The organism is Streptomyces nigra (assembly GCF_003074055.1).
Lineage (GTDB): Bacteria > Actinomycetota > Actinomycetes > Streptomycetales > Streptomycetaceae > Streptomyces > Streptomyces nigra.
Genome location: NZ_CP029043.1, coordinates 6,684,835 through 6,710,240 on the forward strand (window position 1 = coordinate 6,684,835; position 25,406 = coordinate 6,710,240).

The window sequence follows — 25,406 nt, forward strand, 5'->3', positions numbered from 1 at the left end:
AACCTCGGCATCAATCCCTTCAGGACCGGCATTGGACGCCGCCAAAGCGGGCCCCAAGACTCGGAAGGGCCGGGACCTCACCGGCGTCCTCCCTCCCGAACTCCCTTGGAGCCCGCCATGCGTGCTGCCGTAGCGACCGGCGCGAATCTCCCCCTCACCCTGGACGACCTCGACCTGCCGCACCCCGCCGCCGGCGAGGTCCTCGTCAAGGTCACCGCCTGCGGTGTCTGCTTCTCCGATCTGAGCCTGCTGCGCGGCCACTACCCCTTCGCCCGGTACCCCGTGGTGCCCGGGCACGAGATCACCGGCGTCGTGACCGCCGTCGGGGAGGGTGTCACCTTCCCCGAGGTCGGCACGGCCGTCGGCGGACAGTTCCTTTACGACTCCTGCGGCCACTGCGACTACTGCGTGCGCGGCGACCAGATCCTCTGCCCGCGCAAGCGGGTCACCGGTGTGGTGGCCGACGGCGGCTACGCCGAGTACGTGCTGCTCAAGGCCGGGTTCGTCACCCCGCTGCCGGACGGCCTCGACCCGGTGGCCGCGGCGCCGCTGATGTGCGCGGGCCTCACCGCCTTCAACGGGCTGCGGCAGGCCGGGACCACCGCCAACTCACGGGTCGCGGTCGTCGGTCTCGGCGGCGTGGGCGCCCTCGCCGTGCGGTACGCCGTCGCCATGGGCGCGAGCGTCGCCGTGATCGGCCGGTCGCGGCGCGGCGAGGACCAGGCGAAGGCGCTCGGCGCCGACCTGTTCGTCGCCACCGCCGACTCCGACCCGGCGGACGCCCTGAAGGCGTGGGGCGGCGCCGACGTCGTCCTCAACGCCGCCCCCTCCACGGAGGCGGCCGCCGCCACCCTCGGCGGCATCGCCCCCGACGGCACCCTGCTGCTGCTCGGCTACGGCCCCGAGCCGCTGACCCTGCCCACCCAGCCGATGATCCTCAACCGGCTGCACGTGGCCGCCTCGCCGTCCGGCTCCCCGCACGACCTGCGCGACACCCTGGCCTTCTCGGCGGCCCACGACATCCTCCCCGAGGTCACCCCGATCACCCTCGACCAGGCGCCGGACGTCCTCGACGCGATGGCCGACGGCTCCGCGCACGGCCGCAGTGTGATCACCTTCGCCTGACCGGCCCCCCGTCCCAAGGAGTCAGCCATGCCCTACACCGTCCTCGTCACAGGCGCCTCCAGCGGCTTCGGCGCCCTGACCGCCCGCGCCCTCGCCGACGCCGGCCACACCGTGCACGCCGGGATCCGGCAGACCACCGGCCGCAACGCCCCGGCCGTCGCCGACGCCCGCGCCTACGCCGAACAGCACGGCGTCGACCTGCGCCCCCTCGAACTCGACGTGTCCAGCCAGGAGTCCGTGGACGCGGCCGTCGCGCAGGCCGGCCGGATCGACGTCGTCGTCCACAACGCCGGGCACATGGTCCTCGGCCCGACGGAGTCCTTCACCCCGGAGCAGATCGCCGAGATCTACGACACCAACGTCGTGTCGACCCAGCGCGTCAACCGGGCCGTGCTCCCGCAGATGCGCGCGCGCCGGGACGGCCTGCTGGTGTGGGTGGGCTCGTCCAGCACCTACGGCGGCACCCCGCCGTACCTCGGCCCCTACTTCGGCGCCAAGGCCGCCATGGACCACCTCGCGAAGAGCTACGCCGTCGAACTGAGCCGCTTCGGCATCGACACGGCCCTCGTGGTCCCCGGCTCCTTCACCTCCGGCACCAACCACTTCGCCCACGCGATGCACCCGTCGGACACGGCCACCGCCGAGGCCTACGACGCCCTGTACGGCGGGCTGATGGACGACGTCGGCAAGGCGCTCGCCGCCCTGGCACCGGAAGACGCCGACGTCCAGGACGTCGCCCGCGCCATCGTCCGTATCGTCGGCACGGCCAAGGGCGAGCGGCCGTTCCGGACCACCATCGACCCGGCCGACGACGGCTCCCAGCGGGTCAGTGACGTGGCCGACGCCGTCCGCGCCGAGTTCTACAACCGCATCGGCATGCCGGACCTGCTGACCCCCCGCGTCTGACGCCCACCGCGGAGGCCGCGGCCGTTCGGGCGGCGGCCCGGCCTCACAAGGGGCAGCATGAGCCCATGGGGCATGCGGGTCCGATCGTGGGGCGGGAGCGGGAGATCGGCGAGCTGAAGGCGTTCGTCGACGCCGCCGAGGGGCGGGCGCTCGTGCTGCGCGGCGAGCCCGGGGTGGGCAAGAGCGCGCTGCTGGACGTGGCGGCGGAGCGAGCGGCCGGCCAGGGGCAGCGCGTCGTCCGCGCCGCCGGAGTGGAGGCCGAGGCCGGACTGGCGTTCGCGGGGCTGCACCAGTTGCTGCATCCGCTGCTGGCCGACGCCGGCGCGCTCGAGCCGGCGACGCGGGCGGCGTTCGACATCGCCTTCGGGCGGAGCACGGGTGAGCCGCCGTCCGTGATGACCCTGGGCGTCGCCGTCCTGGATCTGCTGGCCCTGGCCTCCGGTGACGTACCGCTGCTGCTCGTGGCCGACGACGCGCACTGGCTGGATCCGCAGAGCGCGGAGGTGGCGCGGTTCATCGCCCGGCGGCTGTCCGGACACGCCGTGCACATGGCAGTGGGGACACGGGCCGACACGCCGTCACCGTGGGACGGCTCCGGGCTGCCCGAACTGACGGTGCCCCCGTTGTCGGCCGAGGCCTCGGCACGGCTGCTGGACACCACCAGCCCCGGCCTGACCGCGCCGGTCCGGCGCCGGATCCTAGACGAGGCCTGCGGCAACCCCCTCGCCCTGCTGGAGCTGCCCGCCGCCGCGGGCCCCGCCGACGGACTCGAACTCCCGCTGTCCCGGCGGCTGGAGCGGCTGTACGGCGACCGGATCACCGGCCTCGGCCGGGCCGAGCGCGCGGAGCTGCTGCGGGCCGCGCTCGACGGCACCGGCACATTGCCGGGCCGGGCCCGCCGCCCGCTGCGCGCCGTCGACGACGCCGTGGCACTCGGCCTGCTCACCACCGACTCCGGGACCGGCGACCTGGTCTTCCGCCACCCGCTCGTCCGCTCCGCCCTGCTGCAGTCCGCCACGCCCAACGAACGCCGGGCCGCCCACGCCGACCTGGCCCGGCTGCACCGCGGGGAACTCGAACGCCACGCCACCCACCTCGCGGCGGCCACCGTCGACCCGGACGAATCGGTCGCCGTCGTCCTGGAGCGCGCCGCCCGTTCCGCCACCGCGCGCGGCGGCTCGGCGGCCGCCCTCACCCTGCTGACCCGGGCCGCCGAACTCAGTCCCACGGTGGCCGAGCGCTCCCGCCGCCTGGGCGAGGCCGCCTTCGTCGCCGCCCAGTCCGCGCTGCTGGACCAGGCACGCGAACTGCGCGCGGCCTCCGACCAGCTGGCCGGAACGGACGCCTCGCCGACCGCCGTGATCACGTACGCCTACAGCGTGCTCTACGAGGACGGCGACGTCCGCTCCGCCCACCGCAGGCTGGCCGCGGAACTGAGGGCGCTCCCGCCGGACGCCGACGACGAGATCCGCGCACGGCTGCTGAACCTGCTGCTCGGCGTCAGCATGTTCTCCGCCGACCCCGCCCTGTGGCGGGTGAGCGACGCGCTGACCGACCGGGACGGGGACCGCGTCGGCGGACCCACCCCGCTCTACCGGGACGCCTGGGGCGACGTCGCCCGCACGGGGGCCGGGGCGCGCGACCGGGTGCTGGCCGCGTTCGGCGAGCTCGGTGACGGCCAGCCGTGGGACGTGATGCGGCACGGCGTGGCCGCGTACTACCTGGACGCGCTCGCCGACCACCGGACGCTGGTGCGCCGGGTCGCGGAACGCGAGACGGGCAGCGGCGCCGTCACCAACGCGATGACGCTGCTGCAGCTCGTCATGCTCGACCAGATCTCCAGCGGCGAGTGGGACGCCGCCGAGGAGACCGGCCGCCGCGGGCTCGCCCTCACCGTCACCCACGGCTACCGGCTGTTCGAGCACCAGTACCACGGCTTCCTCGGTCTGCTCGCGGCCTGGCGCGGGGACACCGACAGCGCCCGAGCGGCCGTCGACCGCGTCGACCGCTGGGCCCGCCCACGCGGCGTCGGCCACCTCACCCAGCTCGCCGAGGCGACCGGCGCGGCCCTGGGCCTGTCCACCGGCGACTACGAGAGCGCGTACACGTACGTCAGCGGCCTCACCGTCCCCGGCACCTTCACCCCGTACTCCCAGCAGGCCCTGCGCACCCTGCTGGACCTGGTGGAGGCCGCCGTGCACACCGGACGCCTCGACCAGGCCCGCCGGCACGCCCTCGCCGCCCGTGACCAGGGCCTCCCGGCCGTCTCCCCGCGCCTGGACCTCGTGACCACCGCGGCGCTGGCGATGACGGCCGACGACTCCGACACCGGACCGCTGTTCGAGCGGGCGGTCACCCATCCGGCCGGGGCCGACTTCCCCTTCGAGCTGGCCCGGATCCGGCTGGAGCAGGGCATGTGGCTGCGCCGCGCCCGTGAACGCGTGGCGGCCCGGACCGCTCTCGGCCTGGCCGCCGACACCTTCGAACGGCTCGGCGCCACCCCCTGGCTGCACCGCGCCCGGGCCGAGCTGCGCGCCGCCGGGCTGCCCGGCGGGAGCGCCGCCACCGGCGCGGCCCTCACCCCCCAGGAGCGGCAGATCGCCGAACTCGCGGCGAGCGGCCTGAGCAACAAGCAGATAGGCGCCCGGCTCTACCTCTCCCCGCGCACGGTCGGCGCCCACCTCTACCGGGTCTTCCCCAAGCTCGGCATCTCCTCCCGCGCCTCCCTGCGGGACGCCCTCGAAGGGACCTGACCCCGTGTGCTCCGGGCCACGGTCACCGACGACAGTCATTCGACTCAATCGGCCCGGGCGACCGCCGCGGCACTGTGAAGACAACGCACCGCCCCCCGGCGGTCCCGACGTCCAGGAGCCGGTCATGGCCACCTCGCGCACCCCCCTCGTCCTCATCCACGGGCTGTGGCTGCACGCCTCGTCCTGGCAGTCCTGGGCCGACCTCGCCACCGAACGCGGGTACGCGCCGCTGGCTCCCGGCTGGCCGGGCGAGGCCGCCACCGTCGCGGAGGCGCGCCGGCACCCCGAGGCCGTCGCCGGGCTCGGCATCGACGACGTCACGGACCACTACGCCGGGATCATCCGCTCCCTCGACGCCCCGCCCGTGCTGATCGGCCACTCCTTCGGCGGGCTGATCGCGCAGAAGCTGCTCGGGAAGGGCCTGGCCCGGGCCGCGGTCGCCGTCGACCCGGCGCAGATCAAGGGCGTCAGGGCGCTTCCCCCGGCCCAGCTGCGGGCCGGCTTCCCGGTTCTGGGCAACCCGGCGAACCGCAAACGCTCGGTGTCCCTGACCCCGGCGCAGTTCCGCTTCGGCTTCGGCAACGCGCTGGAGCCGGCCGAGTCCGACGCCCTGCACGAGCGGTTCACCGTCCCCTCGCCGGGCCGCCCGCTGTTCGAGGCGGCCTTCGCGGCCTTCACCCGGCACTCGCCCGCCGAGGTCGCCACCCATAACCCCGACCGGGGCCCGCTGCTGCTGATCTCCGGACAGGCCGACCACACGGTCCCGGACGTGGTGACCCGCTCCGCCTACAAGCTCTACGGCGACTCGCCGGCCGTCACGGAACTCAAGCAGTTCCCCGACCGCGGCCACTCGCTCACCGTGGACCACGGCTGGCGGGCCGTCGCCGAGTACACGCTGGACTGGCTGGACCGGCAGGGCATCCAGGGCCACGACACCGCACACGCCTGACCTCATATCCCCAGCGACATCGCATCCCCTCCCGCGACTTCGCATTCCCAGCGACATCGCATTCCCAGCACAGGAGTCGAACACCATGAACAGCGAACTGAACGGCAGGACCGCCGTCGTCACCGGTGCCAGCAAGGGCATCGGACTGGCGATCGTGGAGGCACTCGTCCAGGCCGGCGCCCATGTCGTGGCGGGGTCGCGTTCGACCTCGGAACGCCTGAAGACCCTGGCCGAGGAGGGGTCGGTGACCTGGGTGCCGGTCGACCTCGCCGAGCCGGAGGCGGCCGGGGAACTCGTCGCCGCGGCGGGCGGACGCGTCGACATCCTGGTCAACAACGTCGGCACGGCACCCGCCCGGCCCGGCGGCTTCCTGTCGGTCGGCGACGAGGAGTGGCGCCGCACGATCGACCTCAACCTGCTGGCGGCCGTACGGGTCACCCGGGCCGCGCTGCCCGTGATGCTGGACGCCGGCGACGGCTCGGTGATCACGGTCGGCTCCGTCAACGCCACCCTCCCGGAGCCGCTGGTCATCGACTACAGCGCGGGCAAGGCCGCCCTGGTGGCGTTCTCCAAGGCGCTGTCGAAGGAGGTCGGCCCGAAGGGCGTCCGTGTCAACACCGTCAGCCCGGGGCCGGTGGAGACGGAGCTGTGGCTGGGCGGCGGGGGAGTGGCGCAGACGGTCTCGGACGCCGCGGGCATCACCCCGGACGACGTGGTCGCCCAGGCCTCGAAGTCCACGGTCACCGGCCGCTTCTCCCAGCCCGCGGAGATCGCCGACCTCGTGGTCTTCCTCGCCGGCGACCGCTCCCGCAACATCACCGGCAGCGATCTGATCATCGACGGAGGCTACATCCCCACCTGGTGAGCGGCGGAGGGCCCGGGCCGCTCAGCGCTCCAGCAGCATCCGCTGCAGTTCGCGTGCGGCCCGGGGCGGGGCCACGTCGCTGCGGTGGGCCAGGGCGATCGTGCGGTGCAGGCCGGGCCGGGCCAGCGGGGTCACCCTTAGGCCCCGGCCCGACCGGGCGGCCACCATGCGCGGGACGACGGCGAGGCCCAGCCCCGCCCGGACGAAGCCCAGGACGGCGTCCATCTCGCCGCCCTCGACCGCGAAGTCCGGTTCGAAGCCCTCGGCGCGGCACGCGGCCACCGTCAGCTCGCGCAGGTCGTAGCCGTGCCGGAACATCACCAGGCGCTCGCCCTCCAGGTCGGCGATGCGTACCGTGCGCCGGCCGGGGCCGCCGGGGGCGGGCGCCTCCGGTGAGGACACCACCACCAGGTCCTCGCGGAGCAGCTCCACCGTGGTCAGCGCGGGGGAGGGCGTCGGCAGGGGCAGCACGACGAGCGCCAGGTCGAGGGCGCCGCGCGCCAGCTCGCGCACCAGGTCGTGCGAACCGCCCTCCTCGATCAGCAGCCGGATGCCCGGGTAGCGGTCGTGGAAGGCGCGCAGCACGTCCGGGAGCAGCCCCGTGCACAGGCTCGGCGTGGCCCCGAGCCTGACCCGGCCGCCGCGCAGCTGCACCAGCTCCTGCACCTCGTGCCGGGCGGTGTCGGCGTCGGCCAGGATGCGCCGGGCCAGCGGCAGCAGGGCCTCCCCGGCGTCCGTCAGCGTGATGTTGCCGCGGGCCCGCAGGAACAGGTCCGCGCCCAGCTCCCGCTCCAGCGCCTTGATCTGCTGCGACAGCGAGGGCTGCGCCACGTGCACGAGATCGGCGGCGCGGGTGAAGTGCCGGGTCTCCGCGACCGCCACGAAGTACTGGAGCTGCTGGAACTGCATCCAGCCATCATAGGTCGCACCTATTGAAACGAGGCGCACCATGTCTTGGACCGATCGGCCTGTTCGGCCCTAGCGTCCTTCTCATGGCTCTGGCAACGCGGACGGACCGACGGCCGTCCTTCGCGCGCACGGTGTGGGACTCGACCGTCGGCAAGAAGACCGTGATGGCGGTCAGCGGACTGATCATGCTGCTGTACCTGGTCGTCCACATGATCGGCAATCTGAAGATCTTCTTCGGCGCCGGCGACTTCAACCACTACGCGCACTGGCTGCGCACCGTCGGCGAGCCGTTCATGCACTACGAGTGGACGCTCTGGCTCGTCCGCGTGGTCCTGGTCGTCGCCGTCGTCGCCCACGCGGTCTCGGCGTACCAGCTCAGCCGCCGCGACATCAAGGCCCGTCCCACCCGCTACGTGCACAGGAAGCCGCGCGCCTCCTACGCCACCCGCACCATGCGCTGGGGAGGCGTCATCCTCGCGCTGTTCATCGTCTGGCACCTCCTGGACCTGACGACCGGCACCGTGCACTCCGGCGGCTTCCAGGAGGGCCGCCCGTACCAGAACGTCGTGGACACCTTCTCCACCTGGTACGGCAACGTCATCTACATCGTGGCGATGCTCGCCGTCGGACTGCACATCCGGCACGGCTTCTGGAGCGCCGCCCAGACCCTCGGCGCCGGCAGCCGCACCCGCGACCGCGCCCTGAAGGCCACGGCCAACGTCCTCGCGCTGCTGCTCACGGCCGGCTTCATCGCCGTACCCGTGGGCGTCATGACCGGAGTGGTGAGCTGAGAATGACCTACACCGACTACGCGACCGGCGAGCCCGTCGCCGACACCAAGGCCCCGGCCGGTCCGGTCAACGAGCGCTGGGACAAGCGCCGTTTCGAGGCCAAGCTGGTCAACCCCGCCAACCGGCGCAAGCACACCGTCATCGTCGTCGGCACCGGCCTCGCGGGCGGCTCCGCCGGCGCCACGCTCGCCGAACAGGGCTACCACGTCGTCCAGTTCTGCTACCAGGACTCCCCGCGCCGCGCCCACTCCATCGCCGCGCAGGGCGGCATCAACGCCGCGAAGAACTACCGCAACGACGGCGACTCCATCCACCGTCTCTTCTACGACACCGTCAAGGGCGGCGACTTCCGGGGCCGCGAGTCCAACGTGCACCGCCGCGCGCAGATCTCCGTCGAGATCATCGACCAGTGCGTCGCGCAGGGCGTGCCGTTCGCCCGCGAGTACGGCGGTCTGCTCGACACCCGGTCCTTCGGCGGCGTCCAGGTGTCGCGGACGTTCTACGCCCGCGGCCAGACGGGGCAGCAGCTCCTGCTCGGCGCCTACCAGGCGCTCAGCCGGCAGATCGCGGCCGGCAACATCGAGATGCACCCCCGTACCGAGATGCTCGACCTGATCGTCGTCGACGGACGGGCGCGCGGGATCGTGGCCCGGGACCTCATCACCGGGAAGATCTCCACGTACTTGGCGGACGCCGTCGTGCTGGCGAGCGGTGGCTACGGCAACGTCTTCTACCTGTCGACGAACGCCATGAACTCCAACGCGACCGCCGTCTGGCGGGCGCACCGGCGCGGTGCCTACTTCGCCAACCCCTGCTTCACCCAGATCCACCCCACCTGCATCCCGCGCACCGGCGACCACCAGTCGAAGCTGACGCTGATGAGCGAGTCGCTGCGCAACGACGGCCGTATCTGGGTGCCCAAGGCCAAGGGCGACACCCGTCCGCCGCACCAGATCCCCGAGGACGAGCGCGACTACTACCTGGAGCGCATCTACCCGTCCTTCGGCAACCTGGTGCCCCGCGACATCGCCTCCCGCGCCGCCAAGAACGTCTGCGACGAGGGCAGGGGAGTGGGCCCCGGCGGCCAGGGCGTCTACCTGGACTTCGCCGACGCCATCCAGCGCATGGGCCGGGGGGCCGTCGAGGCCAAGTACGGCAATCTCTTCGACATGTACCAGCGGATCACCGACGAGGATCCGTACGAGGTGCCCATGCGAATCTACCCCGCCGTGCACTACACGATGGGCGGCCTGTGGGTCGACTACGACCTGCAGACCACGATCCCGGGCCTGTTCGCGATCGGCGAGGCCAACTTCTCCGACCACGGCGCCAACCGCCTCGGCGCCTCGGCGCTCATGCAGGGCCTCGCCGACGGCTACTTCGTCCTGCCCGCCACCATCAACGACTACCTCGCCCGCAACCCCCACCACGAGCCGGTCACCGACGGCCACCCCGCCGTCCAGGAGGTGCTGGCCGAGACCGAGGACCGGCTCAACCTGCTGCTCGCGGTGGACGGCGACCGTACGCCGGACTCCTTCCACCGCGAACTCGGCGAACTGATGTGGGAGTTCTGCGGCATGGCCCGCACCGACGCCGGGCTGCGCAAGGCGCTGGAGCGCATCCCGCAGATCCGCGAGGAGTTCTGGCGGCGGATCAAGGTCCCCGGTACCGGCGAGGAGTTCAACCAGTCCCTCGAGAAGGCCAACCGCGTCGTCGACTACCTGGAGCTCGCCGAGCTGATGTGCCTCGACGCGCTGCACCGCACCGAGTCCTGCGGCGGCCACTTCCGCGAGGAGTCCCAGACCCCGGACGGCGAAGCGGCCCGCAGGGACGACGAGTTCGCCTACGCGGCCGCCTGGGAGTTCACCGGCACCGGCGAGGCTCCGACCCTGCACAAGGAAGACCTGGTCTTCGAGTACGTCCACCCCACCCAGCGGAGCTACGCATGAAGCTCACCCTGCGCGTCTGGCGGCAGAAGAACGCCGAAGCCGAAGGCGCCATGTCCACGTACGAGGTGGACGGCATCTCCTCCGACATGTCCTTCCTGGAGATGCTCGACACCCTCAACGAGGAGCTCATCCTCAAGGGCGAGGACCCCGTCGCCTTCGACCACGACTGCCGCGAGGGCATCTGCGGTGCCTGCTCGCTCGTCATCAACGGCGACGCCCACGGCCCCGAGCGCACCACCACCTGCCAGCTGCACATGCGGTCCTTCAAGGACGGCGACACCATCGACATCGAGCCGTGGCGGGCGTCGGCCTTCCCGGTGATCAAGGACCTCGTCGTCGACCGCACGGCGTTCGACCGGATCATCCAGGCCGGCGGCTACATCACCGCGCCGACCGGCGCGGCCCCCGAGGCGCACGCCACCCCCGTGCCCAAGCCGGACGCCGACTTCGCCTTCGAGCACGCCGAGTGCATCGGCTGCGGCGCGTGCGTGGCGGCCTGCCCCAACGGGGCCGCGATGCTGTTCACGTCCGCCAAGGTCAACCACCTGAACGTGCTGCCGCAGGGCGCCCCCGAGCGCGAGACCCGTGTGCTCGACATGGTGGCGCAGATGGACGAGGAGGGCTTCGGTGGCTGCACCCTCACCGGCGAGTGCGCCACGGCCTGCCCGAAGGGCATCCCGCTGATGTCCATCACCAGCATGAACAAGGAGTGGCTGCGGGCGACCCGGAAGGCCAAGCGGTAACACCTTCGGGGCGCGGCCCCCTACGAGACGTTCGCCGAGCGGTGCGGACGGGCGGGACCGGGAGAGGTGCTCCTCCCGGTCCCGTCTGGTGTTCTCGTGGTCTCCGGGTCACCGGCCCGGATCGGCGAGCAGGTGGCCCAGCGGGCCGAGGTCCAGATTCAGATCGCCGCGCTCCAGCCCGTGCTGTTCGCACAGCTCGTCCATACGCTCGTCCAGCAGCATCAGCGCTGTGCCCAGCCGGTCCTCCTGCTCGGTGGTCAGCGTCCCCTCGTCGAACCGGCGCACCGCCTGCCGTTCCATCAGCTGCCGTAGGAGCTCCACCACGGTCAGGACCAGGGCCGCCAGATCGTTCGTGACCCGCTCCGGGTCGAGGTCCACGGCATGGGCGCGCTGCGTGGTCACAGGGGCCCGCTGTCCGGCCAGGGCGCGGGCACCCGCTCGCTCACCGACGCCAGCAGAGCGTGCAGGGAGATCCGCACCAACGGAACGTCGGCGATGGCCAGCACCAGGTCGCCGCTGACCACGACCCCGGTGGCCAGCACACGGTCGAGCAGATCGACCAGGGGCACCCCGACGGGCGCGTACGGCTCCGGTTCCTCCCACGGCACCGGCACGCTCATGCGACCACCTCCACCGCGTCCGGTTCCGGCCGGGCGAAGGAGTACGGGATCCAGGGCCCCGACACGGTGACCTCCAGACCGGTGCCGGAGGCCTCGCGGGCCAGCCGGCCGACGGCCTGCGTGAACTCCTCGCGGCGGGCGTCGTCCACCAGATAGGCGGCGTTGAGGAGTTGCGGCACGTTCGTGCCGGTCAGCCGCTCGCTCTGCGGCCGGTGCCGGGTCGCGGCGACGGCGTACCGGCGCAGCTCCCGGTCGACGGTGCGGGCCCGGGCCAGGGCCTGCTCGCGCGTCTCGCGCTCGGTCCGCCGGCGGGCGCTGGCCCGGCGCAGATACGACCGCCCGTCGGCCGCGCCCTCCCCGTCGGCGGCACCCCCGGCCGTCGGGCCGTGCACCTTCACCGCCCACTCCGTACGGTCGCGCAGCCGCTCCAGCAGGGCCCGAAGGGACGCCCCCCGGGCGGTCACGGCCCGGACCGCGTTGTTGTCGTCGAGATACAGCGTCGCCATCGGGAGCGGCACGGCGGGACCCGCGCTCGCCGCCGCCTCCACGGCCCGGTGGTGGGCGCGGGCGCAGCGCTCCAGCGCGTCCGGCCGGTTCAGCCGTTCCGCCAGCGCCTCCTCGCCGTACTCCGCCGCCGGCACGTCCTGCACGACCAGGTGGAACTCACCCGCCGCCAGGGTGCGCAGGGGGCCGCCGCCGTCGTGGCCCGGCGTCCGCGCGAGCACGTCCGGCGGCACGGGGGAGTCCGTCACCGCGAAGACGCAGAGGAGGGTGCGGGGTTCCGCCGTCGTCGCCCGGCCGGCCGGGAGCGTGCTCATCGGGTCACCTCCGTGGTGTCGGGGTCGGATTCCTCCAGGGCCTCCAGGCGGGCGCGCAGCCGGGCGTTCTCCTCCGCGAGGGCGTCCCGCGCGGCGCGCGAGGACAGCGCCGGGTCCGTCTCCCACCAGTCGATGCCCGCCTTCTTCGCGGTCTCCACCGAGGCGATGAACAGGCGCAGCCGGATGGTCAGCAGCTCGATGTCGAGCAGGTCGATCTTGATGTCGCCCGCGATGACGATGCCCTTGTCCAGCACGCGCTCCAGCAGATCCGCGAGGCTTCCGCCGGACGGCCCGGCGGGCTGCGGATCGAAGCCCGTCGGCCAGGTGGACAGGTCGGTCACCGGGCGCCTCCGTCCGGCGGGAGCCCGCCGTGGTGGACCGGGCTGCCGAGGCGCGCGAGCAGCCGTTCCTCCTCCGCCTCGAAGGCCGCCTCGTCGATGAGCCCGTCGTCCAGGTCCCGGTTCAGCGCCGCCAGCCGGGCCTGCACCCAGCGCGGATCGCACGCCTGGCGCTCGGCCTCCCGGCGCAGCTGCTCGGCGACCCACAGCGTGCCGCGCAGGGGGGCCACGGGCAGCAGCAGGATCTCGGTCAGGAGTCCCACCGGGTCACCGCCCGGCCGGCGCGGACGGCGGGTCCACGAAGCTGTAGCAGGGCAGCGGGCCGGTGAGGCTGAGCGCCAGCCGGTCGCCGACGGCGCGGGCCCGCTCGGTCACGGCCTCCCGGAAGCGCTGTTCGTCGGCGGCGCGGACCAGGAACGACGTGCTCAGCACCTGCTCGTCGTCGACCGGGCCCTGCGCGGTGCGCACGGCGAGCGGGGCCAGCAGGGCCAGCACCTCCCGGGCCGCGCCACGGGCCTCTCGCGCGACCCCCTTCGCCAGTGCCTCGCCGAGCCGTACGTTCGCCTCGTAGCCGGGGCGCTGCCGGGTCCGGCGGGCGAGCGCCCGCAGCGAGCCGTCCCGGCGTACGAGATCGGCGAAGTGCCCGGGCACCACGGCACCTTTCACGTTCATCTCGACGCAGTCCCGCACCCCGTCCAACTGGGCCGCCAGATGGGCCTTGTGGGTGCTGAGCCGGTCGAGCAGTTCCTCCGGGCCGGCGCTGAGCACGGCGAACCGCATCGGCAGCACCGGGCCCCGCTCGGCGAGTTCCGTCAGCACCGCCTGGTGGGCCGTCAGGTCCCGGCGCCGGGCCCGCAGGGAGGCCGGCGCGTCCGAGACCGCCGCGCACAGCCCGGACCCGGCCAGCAGCCGCACCGGGGCGCCGCCCACCCCGGGGGTGCGCGGGGGACGGGCGCCCTCGGGGGCGATGCCGTAGACGTACAGCGTGCCGGTGGTCGTGGGGGCGGCGGTGGCCGTCACGGTCATTCCTCCTCGGCCGCGCGGCGCCTGGGCCGCGGGCGGTCGTCGTCACTGCGGCGCTTGCGGGCGGGCCGGCGGGCGGGTGCGGCATCCTCCGCCGCATCCTCCGCCGCCTCTTCCTCGGGTGTCTCGTCCTCCGGGCCGAGCACGTCGCGCACCTTGTCGGTCAGGGAGCGGGCGGTGCGCTTGGCGCCGGCCTTGCCGATCGTCTTGGCGACCGGCCCGCCGAACAGCTCCGGCACGGTCTTGGAGCGCGGGTCGCGCTCCAGGTCGAGGCGGTTGCACGCCTCGGCGAAACGCAGATAGGTGTCGACGCTGGCGACGACGATACGGGCGTCGATCTTGAGGATCTCGATGCCGACCAGTGAGACGCGCACGAAGACGTCGATCACCATGCCGCGGTCGAGGATCAGCTCCAGTACGTCGTAGACGTTGCCGGCGCGAGGCGCGCAGACGATCTCGTCAGTGTGGACGGTCATGCGGGAGGTCCTTCCCGTCGAGCGGTCGTGCGCGCGGTCACTGGTCCTGGGCGCCGCGCCGGTACCGTGCGATCCGCCGGTACTGCCGCAGTTCGCCCCCCTGGTCCAGTTCCACCTGGTAGGTCGCGAGCAGACTGGTGGTGTCGGGGATGCGCGCCAGTTCGAGCACGTCGACGTCGACGACCCAGCCGCCGTCCTCACCGCGGCAGACGGCGGACACCCCTTCGAGGGGGTGCCCGATCAGCTCCGTGAGCGCCTCGGCGGCACTGCGGGCGGCCCCTCCGGCACCCCGCACGGTACGGCGGCGCGTGGCGGACGAGGCGGAACCCTTGCGGCGCTCGCCGGTTCCCGATTCGGTCATGGACCCCACTCTCGCCACATCGGCCCGGACGCGCGCCCTCAGCTACGCCGTCCGGGCCCGCCGGTCCGGCGCGAGCCGTTCAGCCACCCCACATCCCGGCTCCCCGCGCAGGACACACGCAGGTCAGCCGCGCTCGGGAGAACGGGGTCGGCGCACCGCGCGACACCGCGCGGCCGTCCCCGCCGCACCGGCCCCGTGACCAGGAGAGAGCCATGACCGGCGCTTCCACGCTCGCCCGTCCCCCGCAGCCCACGGCACCCACCCGCTACACCGTCCGGCTCGCCCGCGACGAGGAGGACGTCCGCGCCGCCCAGCGGTTGCGGCACGACGTCTTCGCCGGCGAGCTGGGGGCCTCGCTGGCCACCCCGCTGCCGGGGCTCGACATCGACGCCTTCGACGCCTACTGCGACCACCTGCTCGTCCGAGAGGAGTCGTCCGGGCAGGTCGTGGGCACCTACCGGCTGCTGCCGCCCGAGCGGGCCGCCGTCGCCGGACGGCTCTACTCGGAGACCGAGTTCGACCTCACCGCGATCGACGCGATCCGCCCGGACCTGGTCGAGGTCGGCCGCTCCTGCGTCCACCCCGGCCACCGCGACGGCGCCGTGATCGGCCTGATCTGGGCGGGCATCGCCCGCTACATGGTGGACCGCGGCCACGAGTGGCTGGCGGGCTGCTGCTCGATCCCGCTCGCCGACGGCGGCACCCTCGCCGCCGCCACCTGGGACCGGGTCCGCACCCGGCACCTCGCCCCCGCGGAGCACCGTGTACGGCCGCTGCGGCCCTGGCGGCCGGTCTCCCCGGCACCCGCCCGGCGCGTCGAACTCCCCGCCCTCCTGCGCGGATACCTGCGCCTGGGCGCCCAGGTGTGCGGTGAACCCGCACACGACCCCGAGTTCGGGGTGGCCGACCTGTACGTGCTGCTGTCGATGCGCCGGATGGACCCGCGCTATCTGCGGCACTTCCTCTCCCTCGTCCCGGCATGACGGCCCCGACGGGCGGAGCCGCCCCTGTCCACGCGCACGCCGCCGACACCGGGACCGTGTGGCGTCCGAGCGCCCCCTGCACCCCGCGCATCTGCGTCGAGCCCGCGGCACGGACGCGGGCCCTGCCGTGGGCCGTTCTGCGGGTGACGGCCCTGCTGCTTCTGCTGGCCGCCGGCCTGACCGTGCGTCTGGCCACCGCGCCGCTCGGCGCCCGCGTGCCGCCGGGCCCCGTCCGCCACTGGTGCCGCTGGGTGGTCCGGGCCGCAGGCTTGCGGGTCCGGATCGACGGCGCGGCCACGACCGGCACCGGCGTGCTGATCGTCGCCCGGCACGTGTCCTGGCTGGACATCCCCCTGCTGGCCGCCGTCCGCCCGGCACGGATGCTCGCCAAGTCGGAGATCCGCTCCTGGCCGGTCGCCGGCCGGCTGGCCGCCCTCGGCGGTGCCCTGTTCATCGACCGGGACCGGATCCGCGCGCTGCACGGCACGGTCGCCCGGATCGCCGGGGCACTGCGCTCCGGCGCGGCGGTCGTCGTGTTCCCCGAGGGCAGCACCTGGTGCGGCCGGAGCGGTGGCCGCTTCCGCCGGGCCGCGTTCCAGGCCGCCCTGGACGCGGACGTCCCCGTCCTGCCCGTACGTCTGCGCTACCGGGTCACCGGCGGCCCGGCCGCCACGCTCCCGGCCTTCGTCGGCGACGACACGCTGCTCGCCTCGGTCTGGCGGGTGGTCCGGGCCCGGGGTCTGAGCGCGGAGGTGGAGGTACGGGCGCCCCTCGTGCCGGGCGCCACGACCGACCGCCGCGCGCTGGCAGGGGCGGCCGAGAGGGCGGTGGGGACACCGGGGGACGCCGTCCTCGCCGGGGAGGCCGTCCCGGCGGGAGACGGGGTGCCCCGCGTGGGAGTCACGGCATGACGCGCGCCAGATACGGCGCCGTGGCGCTGTCCGCCGTCGCCGCCACCTCCGCCGGGGTGCCCGCCGCCACGATCCGGCCGCCCGCGTCGCCGCCGCCCGGGCCGAGGTCGATCACCCAGTCGGCGCCCGCGACGACGGACATGTCGTGCTCGACCACGATCACGGTGTTCCCGGCGTCGACCAGGCCGTGCAGCTGACGCATCAGCACCTCGACGTCGGCCGGGTGCAGTCCGGTCGTCGGCTCGTCCAGGAGATACAGGGTGTGTCCGCGCCGGCCGCGCTGCAGCTCGCTCGCCAGCTTGATGCGCTGCGCCTCGCCGCCGGACAGCTCGGTCGCGGGCTGGCCCAGCCGGAGATAGCCGAGCCCGACGTCCAGGAGCGTGGCCAGACTCCGGGCCACGGCCGGGGTGTCGGCGAAGAAGTCCGCGGCGGCCTCGACCGTCAGGTCCAGCACCTCGGCGACACTGCGCCCCCGGTACCGCACCTCCAGCGTCTCCGCGTTGTAGCGGGCCCCGCCGCACTCCGGGCACGGCGCGTACGTGCTCGGCAGGAACAGCAGCTCCACGCTGACGAACCCCTCGCCCTGACAGGTCTCGCAGCGCCCGCCGGCCACGTTGAAGGAGAACCGCCCGGCGCCGTACCCCCGCGCCCGGGCCTCGTCGGTGCCCGCGAACACCCTGCGCACGACGTCGAACAGACCCGTGTAGGTCGCGAGGTTGGAGCGCGGCGTACGGCCGATCGGCCGCTGGTCGACCGAGACGAGCCGGCCGACACCCGGCAGCTCCTCGGTGATCTCGCCGATGAGCGTGGACTTGCCCGACCCCGACACCCCGGTGACAGCGGTGAACACCCCGAGCGGGAACGCGGCCGTCACCTCGCGCAGGTTGTGCCGGGTGACCGGCCCGACCGTGAGACGGCCCCGCGCCGCCCGCACCTCGCGCCTCGCCGCCGGGGCCTCGTCGAACAGGAACCGTGCCGTGGCCGACTCCGCGACCGACGCCAGCTCCGCCACCGGCCCGCTGTGCAGCACCCGCCCGCCGTGCTCACCGGCCCGAGGCCCCACGTCCACCAGCCAGTCCGCGCCCCGCATCACATCGAGGTGGTGCTCGACCACGAACACCGAGTTCCCGGACTCCTTCAGCCGGGCCAGCACCCGCAGCAGCGCCTCCGTGTCCGCCGGGTGCAGCCCCGCCGACGGCTCGTCGAGGACGTACACCACCCCGAACAGCCCGGACCTCAACTGCGTCGCCAGCCGCAGGCGTTGCAGCTCGCCCGCCGACAGGCTGGGAGTGGCCCGGTCGAGGCTGAGATAGCCGAGGCCCAGCTCGAGCACGGGCGCGATCCTGGCCTTCAGATCGCCGGTCAGCACCCGCGCGGTCTCCGACCCCCCGCCGTCCAGCGTCCGCGCCAGCTCGACGAGCGGCAGCGCGGCCAGCTCGGCGATCGTCCGGCCCGCGAAAGTGACGGCCAGCGCCTCCGGCCGCAGCCTGCTGCCCCCGCACGCCGGGCAGGGCGCGGCGGTCAGGAACCGCTCCGCCCTGGCCCGCAGCGTCGCGCTCCGCGAGTCCGCGAACGTCTTCATGACGTACCGCCGGGCGCTCATGTACGTGCCCTGGTACGGGCGTTGGATGCGGTCGGCGTCACGCACCGGGTGGACCGTGACGACCGGCTGCTCGTCGGTGAACAGGATCCATTGCCTCTGCTCGGCCGGCAGCTCCCGCCACGGCCGGTCCACGTCGTAGCCCAGCGCGTCGAGGATGTCGCGCAGGTTCTTGCCCTGCCAGGCCCCCGGCCACGCGGCGATCGCGCCCTCCCGGATCGACAGCGACGGGTCGGGCACCAGCGACTCCTCGGTCGTCCGGTGCACCCGGCCCAGCCCATGGCACTCCGGACACGCCCCGGCGGCGGTGTTCGGCGAGAAGGAGTCCGAGTCGAGCCGCTCCGCGCCCGGCGGATAGTCGCCGGCCCGGGAGTACAGCATCCGCAGGGAGTTGGAGAGATTGGTGACCGTGCCGACGGAGGACCGCGACGTCGGCGCGGAGCGGCGCTGCTGGAGCGACACGGCGGGCGGCAGCCCGGTGATCTCCCCGACCTTCGGCGCGCCGACCTGATGGATCAGCCGGCGGGCGTACGGGGCGACCGACTCGAAGTAGCGGCGCTGCGCCTCGGCGTAGATCGTGCCGAAGGCCAGCGACGACTTCCCGGAGCCGGACACCCCCGTGAACACGGCCAGCACATCGCGCGGGATGTCGACGTCCACGCCCCGGAGGTTGTGCTCACGGGCGCCGCGGACGCGGACGTAGGGGTCGTGCGGGGAGTGCATGGGGCGGTGCTCCGGGAGAAGGGCGGGGACAGGGCTCCTCAGCCTAGGCAACCCGTCAGGAGTGGACGATCCGGGCGAGCCGCCGGTAGGAGTCCACCAGCGCCTCCCGGTCGTACGTGCTGGTCGTCACCAGCACCTCCTGGGCGCCGGTCTCCTTCAGCACCGTCTCCAGCTCGTGCGCGACCTGCTCCTCGGTGCCCGCCACATGCCCGGCGAGCCCCCGCTCGTAGAACTCGCGCTCCCGGCCGGACAGGGACAGCGCCTCCACGCGCTCGGCGGGCGGCAGCGGCGGGAAGGTGCCGTGCGTCCGGGAGTACGCCATCGACCACGCCTCCGGCACCAGCAGCCGGCGGGCCTCCTCGGGGGTGGCGGCCACCGCCACGGTGCCGGAGATCACCACGTACGGCTCGGACGCCCACGGCGACGGCCGGAACCGCTCCCGGTACCGGTCGACACCGCGCCGCATCCGCTCACGGTCGCGCAGGTCGCCGATCACCATGGGCAGCCCGGCGCGGGCCGCGATGTCCGCGCCCTCGCCCATGGCCAGCACGAACGGCGGCACCGTCAGACCCTCCGGCGGCCGGGCGTGCACCCCCGTCGGCGAGGTCCCGCGGAACCAGCCCAGCAGCTCCTCCAACTGGCCCGCGAAGTCCTCGGCGTCCTCCTTGTCCCGGCCGAGCGCCTTGCGCACCCCGCCGGTGAAGCCCACCGAACGGCCCAGCCCCATGTCGATCCGCCCCGGGAACAGCGACTCCAGCACACCGAACTGCTCGGCCACCACGAGCGGCCGGTGGTTCGGCAGCATCACCCCGCCGGTGCCGACCCGGATCGTGCGCGTCGCCCCGGCCACGGCGGCGGCCAGCACCGTCGGAGCGGAGCCCGCGACCCCGGGCACCCCGTGGTGCTCCGACACCCAGAAACGATGGAAGCCGAGCTTCTCGGCCACCCGCGCCAGCGCCACGGTGTCCCGCAGCGCCTCCGGGGCCGTGCGGCCCTCCCGCGTGCGGGAACGGTCGAGGACGGAGAAACGGGTCGAGGCGATCACGGAGCTCATACAAGGTTCAACACACGCGGGCGCCGGAGATTCCTGCCGGGCGGCACCGCGTCACACCCGGACCGTACGCTGTCGGACGTGACCGACAGCAGCCGACGTCCGCTCGCCGTGTTCGACCTGGACAACACCCTCGCCGACACCGGCCACCGCCAGCACTTCCTCGAGCGCAAGCCCCGCGACTGGGACGGCTTCTTCGCCGCCGCGCCCCAGGACCCGCCGCTCGAGGAGGGCATCGCGCTGGCCCGGGAGAGCGCGAAGGAGTGCGAGATCGTCTACCTGACCGGCCGGCCCGCCCGCTGCCGGCGCGACACGCTCGACTGGCTCGCCGCGCACGGTCTGCCCGACGGGGACCTGCACATGCGCCGCGACGACGACCGCAGGCCCGCCCGGCGCGCCAAGCTGGAGATCCTGCGCCGCCTCGCCCGCACCCGGGAGATCCGGGTCCTGGTGGACGACGACGAGCTGGTGTGCGAGGACGCAGAACGGGCCGGCTTCAGGGTGGTGCTGGCGCGCTGGACGGCCCCGTCCACCACCCTGGAGGAGGCACAGGAGCGCGAGGGACGCACCTGAGGGCAGATGCCCCTACTCGGACTCCTCCAGGCGGAAGCCGACCTTCATCGTCACCTGCCAGTGCGCGATGTCACCGTCGTCGAGCTGGCCGCGTACGTCGGTCACCTCGAACCAGTCCAGGTTCCGCAGGGTCTGTGAGGCCCGCGCGATGCCGTTGCGGATGGCCTGGTCCACGCCGTCCGGCGAGGTGCCGACGATGTCCGTGACCCGGTAGGTGTGGTTCGACATGTGGGTGCTCCTCTCACACGCGTCACTCCACCGTGCCCCACCGCGGGGCATCGCGCGAGCCGTCCGTCACAGGGGTGTGCTGAGCGAGAGCGCGAACCGGCCCGCGGCGTCCGTCCACCAGTGGGTCAGTTCGAGCCCGGCCGCCGTCAGTTCGGCGCGCACCCCGTCCCGGCGGAACTTCGCCGACACCTCGGTGCGCATCTCCTCGCCCGCCGCGAAGTCCACGGCGAGGTCCAGCGCGGGCACCTTCACGGTCTGCGCGGTACGGGCGCGCAGCCGCATCTCGATCCACTCCTGACGGGGGTCCCACACCGCCACGTGGTCGAAGGCGCCGGGGTCGAAGTCGGCGCCCAGCTCCCGGTCGATCACGGTGAGGACGTTCTTGTTGAAGGCGGCCGTCACCCCGGCCGCGTCGTCGTAGGCGTCGACCAGGACCCGTTCGTCCTTGACCAGGTCGGTGCCGAGCAGCAGCGCGTCGCCGGGGGACAGCAGCGTCCGTACGGAGGCGAGGAACGTGGCGCGCTCCGGTGGCAGGAGGTTGCCGATGGTGCCGCCGAGGAACGCCACCAGGCGGGGGCCCGGTGTGTCGGGCAGGTCCAGGCCGGCGGTGAAGTCGGCGATCAGGGCGTGCACCTCCAGCCCCGGCCGCTCCGCGACGAGGGTCTGCCCGGCCTGGGTGAGGGCGCTCTCGCTGACGTCGACGGGGACGTACGTGTGCAGGCCGGTCAGGGCGTCGATCAGGTACCGGGTCTTCTCGGACGAGCCGGAGCCCAGCTCGACCAGGGTGCGGGCACCGGTGGCGGCGGCGATCTCACCGGCCCGGCCGGTCAGGATCTCCCGCTCCGCGCGCGTCGGGTAGTACTCGGGCAACTCGGTGATCTTCTCGAAGAGTTCGCTGCCCTGGGCGTCGTAGAACCACTTCGGCGGCAGCGTCTTGGGCGTGCTGGTCAGGCCCGCGAGGACGTCGGCGCGCAGCGCGGCCGAGGTGGCGTCCTCGGGGAGGGTGCGGGTGATACGGAACGGGCTCACGTGCGGGGCTCCTTGCGTGGTGCGGGGGCCGGGGCGGCGCTGGGTTCCTTGAGCGGAGTGAGGAGGACGTCGGTGCGGCTCGCGGCGAGCAGGGTGCGGTCGGGGACCTCCTGCCAGTGCGGGTCGTCGTCGTAGGGCTCGGAGGCCACGACGGTGCCGCCGCCGGTCCGGCGCAGATACCAGAGGGTGTCGCCCCAGGTGGTCGCGGTGATGGTCGCGCCGTCGGTGAGGAGCAGGTTGAGCCGGGAACCGGGGGCCGCCTCGGCGACCTCCAGGACCGTGTCGGTCAGCGCCTGCCCCTGGCCGTCGCCGTCGCGCAGCCGGGCGAGGACGAGTGCCCAGACGAACGCCGAGTCGTTGCGGGCCTCCATGGACAGCAGCTCCACGGCGGGCAGCGTCGGCGTCAGGGGCGCAAGCGAGCCGGGCCAGCCCTTCACGGCGCCGTTGTGGCTGAACAGCCAGGCGCCGGCGGCGAACGGGGCCGCCGCGGCCTCCTGGTCGGCGCCCGGCACCGTCGCGTCCCGTACGGCGGCGAGCAGCGCGGTGCTGCGCACGACGCGGGCGAGGTCCGCGAACGACGGGTCCGCCCACATCGGCCCGGCACGCCGGTACCGGGCCGGCACCGGGTCCTCCTCGGCGTACCAGCCGACCCCGAAACCGTCGGCGTTGACGGTGCCGTACCGCTGGTGCCGGGGCGCCCAGGCCTGCCGGTACAGGCCGTGCGGGGGCTCCACGAGGAGCCGGCCGAGCGGCTCCCCGGGGCCCACGTAGGCGAGATGACGGCACATCAGGCGCCCTCGGCGGAACGGGCGGTGCGGAACCCGGAGAAGATCTGCCGGCGGATCGGGTAGTCCCAGTTGCGGAAGGTGCCCCGGCAGGCCACCTCGTCCACCGCGAACGAACCGCCGCGCAGCACCTTGTGCTCCGGCCCGAAGAACACCTCCGAGTACTCCTTGTACGGGAACACCTGGAAGCCGGGGTACGGCAGGAAGTCGCTCGCCGTCCACTCCCACACGTCACCGATCAACTGCCGTACGCCGAGCGGCGACTCGCCCTCCGGGTAGCTGCCCGCCGGGGCGGGCCGCAGATGGCGCTGGCCCAGGTTGGCGTGCCGGGGGGCCGGGTCGGCGTCGCCCCACGGGTAGCGGGTCGAGCGGCCGGAGACCGGGTCGTGGCGGGCGGCCTTCTCCCACTCCGCCTCGGTGGGCAGCCGGCGTCCGGCCCAGCGGGCGTAGGCGTCGGCCTCGTACCAGCACACGTGCAGCACCGGCTCGTCGGGCGGCACCACCTCGGTGACGCCGAAGCGCCGCCGCAGCCACTGCCCGCCGTCCCGGTGCCAGAACAGGGGTGCGTGGATGCCGTGCTGCCGGATGTGCGCCCAGCCGTCCGGTGTCCACCAGCGTTCGTCGTCGTAGCCGCCGTCGTCGATGAACGCCTGGTAGGCACCGTTCGTCACGGGCGTCGTGTCGATCCAGTAGGGCGCCACCTCGCGCCGGTGCGCGGGGCGTTCGTTGTCCAGCGCCCAGGGCTCGGTGGACGTCCCCATGGTGAACGGGCCGCCGGGGACCAGGACTTCGGGCGGGCCGGTGAACGGGGGCGCCGGGTCCGGGTCGGGGGCGGTCAGGGCCTGCGGCCCCTTGCGGAGCTGATGGGTGATCAGCATGGTCTCGTCGTGCTGCTGTTCGTGCTGCGCGATCATCCCGAACGCGAAACCGGCCTCGGTCAGCCGCGTCCCGTGGAAGGCGGTGCCTTCCAGCAGGTCGAGGACCCGGCCGCGCACCTCGGAGGCGTAGGCGCGGGCCTCGGCCGGCGCGAGCAGCGGCAGCGAGGGGCGTTCGGAGCGCGGGTGCTCGAAGGCGTCGTAGAGGCCGTCGATCTCGGGGCGCATCGCGTCCCGTCCGGCGACCGCCCGGAGCAGCCACTGCTCCTCCTGGTTGCCGATGTGGGCGAGGTCCCACACCAGCGGGGACATCAGGGGCGAGTGCTGGGCGGTCAGGTCCGGGTCGTCGACGCAGCTGGTCAGCAGGGTCGTCCGGGCACGGGCCGTGGTCAGGGTGGTCAGGGCCCGCTCGCGGAGCGTCTCGGCGTCGAGGGCGGGGTCGGTCATGGGGTGTCCTTCCCGTGCGGGGTCCCCGCGTGCGAGCGGGGCCGGGAGCGGGGGTGGTCCGTGCCGTGGTGCCGGTCCAGCAGATCGTCGGCGGGGCAGCGGCCCCGGGCGACATAGCGGTCGAGGTAGTCCGCGACCGCGTCCGTGATCTCGGTGCCGGCGCCGAGCCGGGGCAGGGCCTCCAGGGCCGTCGTGAAGCAGAGCACCGCCACCTCGTGGAGCTCCGGGTCGGCCAGGCCCGAGCGCGCCGCACGGGCCCACAGCGGGTTGTGCGGCGCGGGCCGGGACAGCGCCCGCTCGGCGAGCGGCTTCACGGCCCGGTAGGCGGTCTCGGCCGCCTCAGGGTCGTCGAAGAGCGCGGCGGTCACGGCGAGCGGCACGATCCAGCCGTCGTCGCCGGGCTGTGCGTCGATCATGCGCAGCTCCAGATGGCCACGCGGTCTGACCGGCGGGAACAGCGTCGTCAGGTGGTAGTCGAGGTCCTCCCGGGTGGGCGGCCTCGGCGCGCCCGAGCGGGTCCACTCACGGAAGGACAGCCCCTCGGGCACCTCCCACGGACCGTCCTCACGGCGTACGCACATCACGGGCGCGTCCAGCACGTGCCGCGCCCAGCCGGCGCGCGGGTCGCCGTTCAACGGGGGCGCGCCCGCGCGGTCCGGGCCGATGTCCATCCAGAACCGCTGCCGGGTGGAGAGCCAGCCGGTCGGTTCCCGCCCGGCGAGCGGGGAGTTGGCGAAGGCGGCGACGAGGACCGCGCCCAGCTGGTGGGCGAGCCACCAGCGCCGGCCGTGGCCCAGCGGTCCGGGCTCCTCGTACCCGGCGTCCAGGCAGACCTGCACGGAGGCCGAGGTGCACATCATGGCCCGGCCTGCGGGACCCCCGCGGTCCAGGACCTTCTCCATGGCGTCGTAGCGCGGCTCGCGCAGGAACCGGCGCGGGGGGTGCCAGGGGTCGGTGCCGAGTCCGGCGAGGCCGAGTCCCAGTCCGCGCAGTACGGTGCGGACGGCGGCCAGATCGGCGGAGACGAGGCCGACACACTCGGTGAGCGAACCGGCGGGGGGTGAGCTCAGCTCCAGCTGCCCGCCGGGCTCCACGGTGAGAGCCGAGTTCAGGGGCAGGGAGCGTACTGCGGCGTAGGCCGCTTCGAGTCGTTCCGGTGGCACGGGGAGCCGCGGGTCGCGCAGCTCGTGCACTATCCATTCCACTTCCACCCCGAGCGTGCGGGGCGGGCCAGTCTTGAAGCAGATGCCCCGGACCAGGGCCTCCACTTCGGCTTCGGTGACCGCGGTGCGGGAACGCTCCGTACAGCCACTGACCGAGTCGGACATATCGGGATCCTCCTGAGAGTCCACGATGCCACCGGCCCTCGGATCTCGCGGGCCGGGGCGGCACACTCGTCCCACCCAAGACGTTCACGACGACTCGCACAAGAGTGCGTACTCGGTGTGTTCCGGGTCCGTAATCTCCGTTTCTCCGGTGTGGGCAGCGGCTTTCCCGGCCGTGGTCGACGACCGCCGGCCCGCCGAAATTCCTGTTGCGGCGCAGTCCCAGCATCGCCCAGGATGCTCACGTGAG

27 protein-coding genes are annotated in these 25,406 nt (G+C 73.8%); 11 read left to right on the plus strand and 16 right to left on the minus strand.

The window, feature by feature from the left end:
• The first annotated feature begins 117 nt into the window (after positions 1 to 117).
• The 5 genes from DC008_RS30700 (at position 118) to DC008_RS30720 (ending at position 6,598) form a co-directional block, all read left to right on the plus strand.
• Positions 118 to 1,125: an alcohol dehydrogenase catalytic domain-containing protein gene (locus DC008_RS30700; RefSeq protein WP_108709764.1), complete on the plus strand. Its 1,008-nt coding sequence runs from the start codon at positions 118 to 120 to the stop codon at positions 1,123 to 1,125.
• A 27-nt stretch (positions 1,126 to 1,152) separates the two neighbouring features.
• Positions 1,153 to 2,031, plus strand: coding sequence for an SDR family oxidoreductase (locus tag DC008_RS30705; protein WP_108709765.1), 879 nt, complete (start codon positions 1,153 to 1,155; stop codon positions 2,029 to 2,031).
• Between the two features lie 65 nt (positions 2,032 to 2,096).
• Positions 2,097 to 4,784, plus strand: coding sequence for an ATP-binding protein (locus tag DC008_RS30710; protein ID WP_108709766.1), 2,688 nt, complete (start codon positions 2,097 to 2,099; stop codon positions 4,782 to 4,784).
• Between the two features lie 124 nt (positions 4,785 to 4,908).
• Positions 4,909 to 5,733: an alpha/beta hydrolase gene (locus tag DC008_RS30715; protein ID WP_108709767.1), complete on the plus strand. Its 825-nt coding sequence runs from the start codon at positions 4,909 to 4,911 to the stop codon at positions 5,731 to 5,733.
• An 85-nt stretch (positions 5,734 to 5,818) separates the two neighbouring features.
• Complete coding sequence (locus DC008_RS30720) at positions 5,819 to 6,598, plus strand: SDR family NAD(P)-dependent oxidoreductase (RefSeq protein WP_108709768.1); 780 nt, start codon at positions 5,819 to 5,821, stop codon at positions 6,596 to 6,598.
• A gap of 21 nt (positions 6,599 to 6,619) precedes the next feature.
• Here DC008_RS30720 and DC008_RS30725 read toward each other — a convergent pair whose 3' ends face one another.
• Complete coding sequence (locus tag DC008_RS30725; protein ID WP_108709769.1) at positions 6,620 to 7,507, minus strand: LysR family transcriptional regulator; 888 nt, start codon at positions 7,505 to 7,507, stop codon at positions 6,620 to 6,622.
• A gap of 83 nt (positions 7,508 to 7,590) precedes the next feature.
• Between DC008_RS30725 and DC008_RS30730 the strand changes: the two genes are divergently transcribed.
• The 3 genes from DC008_RS30730 to DC008_RS30740 are packed head-to-tail and all read left to right on the plus strand — an operon-like array spanning position 7,591 to position 10,990.
• Complete coding sequence (locus tag DC008_RS30730; RefSeq protein WP_108709770.1) at positions 7,591 to 8,298, plus strand: succinate dehydrogenase; 708 nt, start codon at positions 7,591 to 7,593, stop codon at positions 8,296 to 8,298.
• Positions 8,299 to 8,300: 2 nt separating this feature from the next.
• A complete protein-coding gene (locus DC008_RS30735; RefSeq protein ID WP_108709771.1) occupies positions 8,301 to 10,247 on the plus strand; it encodes a fumarate reductase/succinate dehydrogenase flavoprotein subunit in 1,947 nt (648 codons plus the stop codon).
• Entirely contained in the window at positions 10,244 to 10,990 is a 747-nt protein-coding gene (locus DC008_RS30740) for a succinate dehydrogenase/fumarate reductase iron-sulfur subunit (RefSeq protein ID WP_055618961.1), read from the plus strand. The genes DC008_RS30735 and DC008_RS30740 overlap by 4 nt, the downstream gene beginning before the upstream one ends.
• A 108-nt stretch (positions 10,991 to 11,098) precedes the next feature.
• On the opposite strand, the gene DC008_RS30745 is transcribed toward DC008_RS30740, so the two are convergent.
• Genes DC008_RS30745 through DC008_RS30780 form a run of 8 tightly spaced genes read right to left on the minus strand, consistent with a single transcriptional unit; the run spans position 11,099 to position 14,626 of the window.
• On the minus strand, positions 11,099 to 11,392 hold the full coding sequence (locus DC008_RS30745; RefSeq protein WP_108709772.1) for a gas vesicle protein K: 294 nt from the start codon (positions 11,390 to 11,392) through the stop codon (positions 11,099 to 11,101).
• Positions 11,389 to 11,610, minus strand: a complete 222-nt coding sequence (locus DC008_RS30750) for a gas vesicle protein (protein WP_055618959.1) — start codon at positions 11,608 to 11,610, stop codon at positions 11,389 to 11,391. Before DC008_RS30750 ends, DC008_RS30745 begins: the two co-directional genes overlap by 4 nt.
• Positions 11,607 to 12,428, minus strand: coding sequence for a GvpL/GvpF family gas vesicle protein (locus tag DC008_RS30755; RefSeq protein ID WP_108709773.1), 822 nt, complete (start codon positions 12,426 to 12,428; stop codon positions 11,607 to 11,609). Before DC008_RS30755 ends, DC008_RS30750 begins: the two co-directional genes overlap by 4 nt.
• The gene (locus DC008_RS30760; RefSeq protein WP_055618957.1) at positions 12,425 to 12,769 is read right to left on the minus strand and encodes a gas vesicle protein; all 345 of its coding nucleotides are present in this window, start codon (positions 12,767 to 12,769) and stop codon (positions 12,425 to 12,427) included. The genes DC008_RS30755 and DC008_RS30760 overlap by 4 nt, the downstream gene beginning before the upstream one ends.
• Positions 12,766 to 13,029 (minus strand): gas vesicle protein GvpG, encoded by a 264-nt coding sequence (locus tag DC008_RS30765; protein ID WP_108709774.1) that lies wholly within the window; start codon positions 13,027 to 13,029, stop codon positions 12,766 to 12,768. The genes DC008_RS30760 and DC008_RS30765 overlap by 4 nt, the downstream gene beginning before the upstream one ends.
• Positions 13,030 to 13,033: 4 nt before the next feature.
• The gene (locus DC008_RS30770; RefSeq protein WP_108709775.1) at positions 13,034 to 13,792 is read right to left on the minus strand and encodes a GvpL/GvpF family gas vesicle protein; all 759 of its coding nucleotides are present in this window, start codon (positions 13,790 to 13,792) and stop codon (positions 13,034 to 13,036) included.
• Complete coding sequence (locus DC008_RS30775; protein ID WP_108709776.1) at positions 13,789 to 14,265, minus strand: gas vesicle structural protein GvpA; 477 nt, start codon at positions 14,263 to 14,265, stop codon at positions 13,789 to 13,791. Before DC008_RS30775 ends, DC008_RS30770 begins: the two co-directional genes overlap by 4 nt.
• 37 nt (positions 14,266 to 14,302) lie before the next feature.
• Positions 14,303 to 14,626, minus strand: coding sequence for a gas vesicle protein GvpO (locus DC008_RS30780; RefSeq protein WP_108709777.1), 324 nt, complete (start codon positions 14,624 to 14,626; stop codon positions 14,303 to 14,305).
• Positions 14,627 to 14,838: 212 nt separating this feature from the next.
• Between DC008_RS30780 and DC008_RS30785 the strand changes: the two genes are divergently transcribed.
• Both DC008_RS30785 and DC008_RS30790 read left to right on the plus strand, forming a co-directional pair.
• Positions 14,839 to 15,609 carry a GNAT family N-acetyltransferase gene (locus tag DC008_RS30785; protein WP_108709778.1) on the plus strand — a complete coding sequence of 257 codons (771 nt, stop codon included), beginning with the start codon at positions 14,839 to 14,841 and terminating at the stop codon, positions 15,607 to 15,609.
• Positions 15,606 to 16,520 (plus strand): lysophospholipid acyltransferase family protein, encoded by a 915-nt coding sequence (locus DC008_RS30790; protein ID WP_108709779.1) that lies wholly within the window; start codon positions 15,606 to 15,608, stop codon positions 16,518 to 16,520. The genes DC008_RS30785 and DC008_RS30790 overlap by 4 nt, the downstream gene beginning before the upstream one ends.
• Here DC008_RS30790 and DC008_RS30795 read toward each other — a convergent pair.
• Positions 16,510 to 18,843: an ATP-binding cassette domain-containing protein gene (locus DC008_RS30795; protein WP_108709780.1), complete on the minus strand. Its 2,334-nt coding sequence runs from the start codon at positions 18,841 to 18,843 to the stop codon at positions 16,510 to 16,512. The two genes, DC008_RS30790 and DC008_RS30795, sit on opposite strands and share 11 nt — an antisense overlap.
• 55 nt (positions 18,844 to 18,898) lie before the next feature.
• Positions 18,899 to 19,897, minus strand: coding sequence for an LLM class flavin-dependent oxidoreductase (locus DC008_RS30800; protein ID WP_108709781.1), 999 nt, complete (start codon positions 19,895 to 19,897; stop codon positions 18,899 to 18,901).
• 78 nt (positions 19,898 to 19,975) lie between these two features.
• On the opposite strand from DC008_RS30800, the gene DC008_RS30805 reads away from it, so the two are divergent.
• The gene (locus tag DC008_RS30805; RefSeq protein ID WP_108709782.1) at positions 19,976 to 20,467 is read left to right on the plus strand and encodes a phosphatase domain-containing protein; all 492 of its coding nucleotides are present in this window, start codon (positions 19,976 to 19,978) and stop codon (positions 20,465 to 20,467) included.
• A 12-nt stretch (positions 20,468 to 20,479) separates the two neighbouring features.
• On the opposite strand, the gene DC008_RS30810 is transcribed toward DC008_RS30805, so the two are convergent.
• From DC008_RS30810 to egtA, 5 genes are all read right to left on the minus strand, one after another.
• Positions 20,480 to 20,695: a dodecin gene (locus tag DC008_RS30810; protein ID WP_055618949.1), complete on the minus strand. Its 216-nt coding sequence runs from the start codon at positions 20,693 to 20,695 to the stop codon at positions 20,480 to 20,482.
• Positions 20,696 to 20,761: 66 nt separating this feature from the next.
• A complete protein-coding gene (gene egtD, locus DC008_RS30815; protein ID WP_108709783.1) occupies positions 20,762 to 21,724 on the minus strand; it encodes an L-histidine N(alpha)-methyltransferase in 963 nt (320 codons plus the stop codon).
• Positions 21,721 to 22,512 (minus strand): ergothioneine biosynthesis protein EgtC, encoded by a 792-nt coding sequence (gene egtC, locus DC008_RS30820; protein ID WP_108709784.1) that lies wholly within the window; start codon positions 22,510 to 22,512, stop codon positions 21,721 to 21,723. Before egtC ends, egtD begins: the two co-directional genes overlap by 4 nt.
• Complete coding sequence (gene egtB, locus DC008_RS30825) at positions 22,512 to 23,831, minus strand: ergothioneine biosynthesis protein EgtB (RefSeq protein WP_108709785.1); 1,320 nt, start codon at positions 23,829 to 23,831, stop codon at positions 22,512 to 22,514. Before egtB ends, egtC begins: the two co-directional genes overlap by 1 nt.
• Positions 23,828 to 25,159, minus strand: a complete 1,332-nt coding sequence (gene egtA / locus DC008_RS30830; RefSeq protein WP_108709786.1) for an ergothioneine biosynthesis glutamate--cysteine ligase EgtA — start codon at positions 25,157 to 25,159, stop codon at positions 23,828 to 23,830. The genes egtB and egtA overlap by 4 nt, the downstream gene beginning before the upstream one ends.
• Positions 25,160 to 25,406 lie beyond the last annotated feature (247 nt).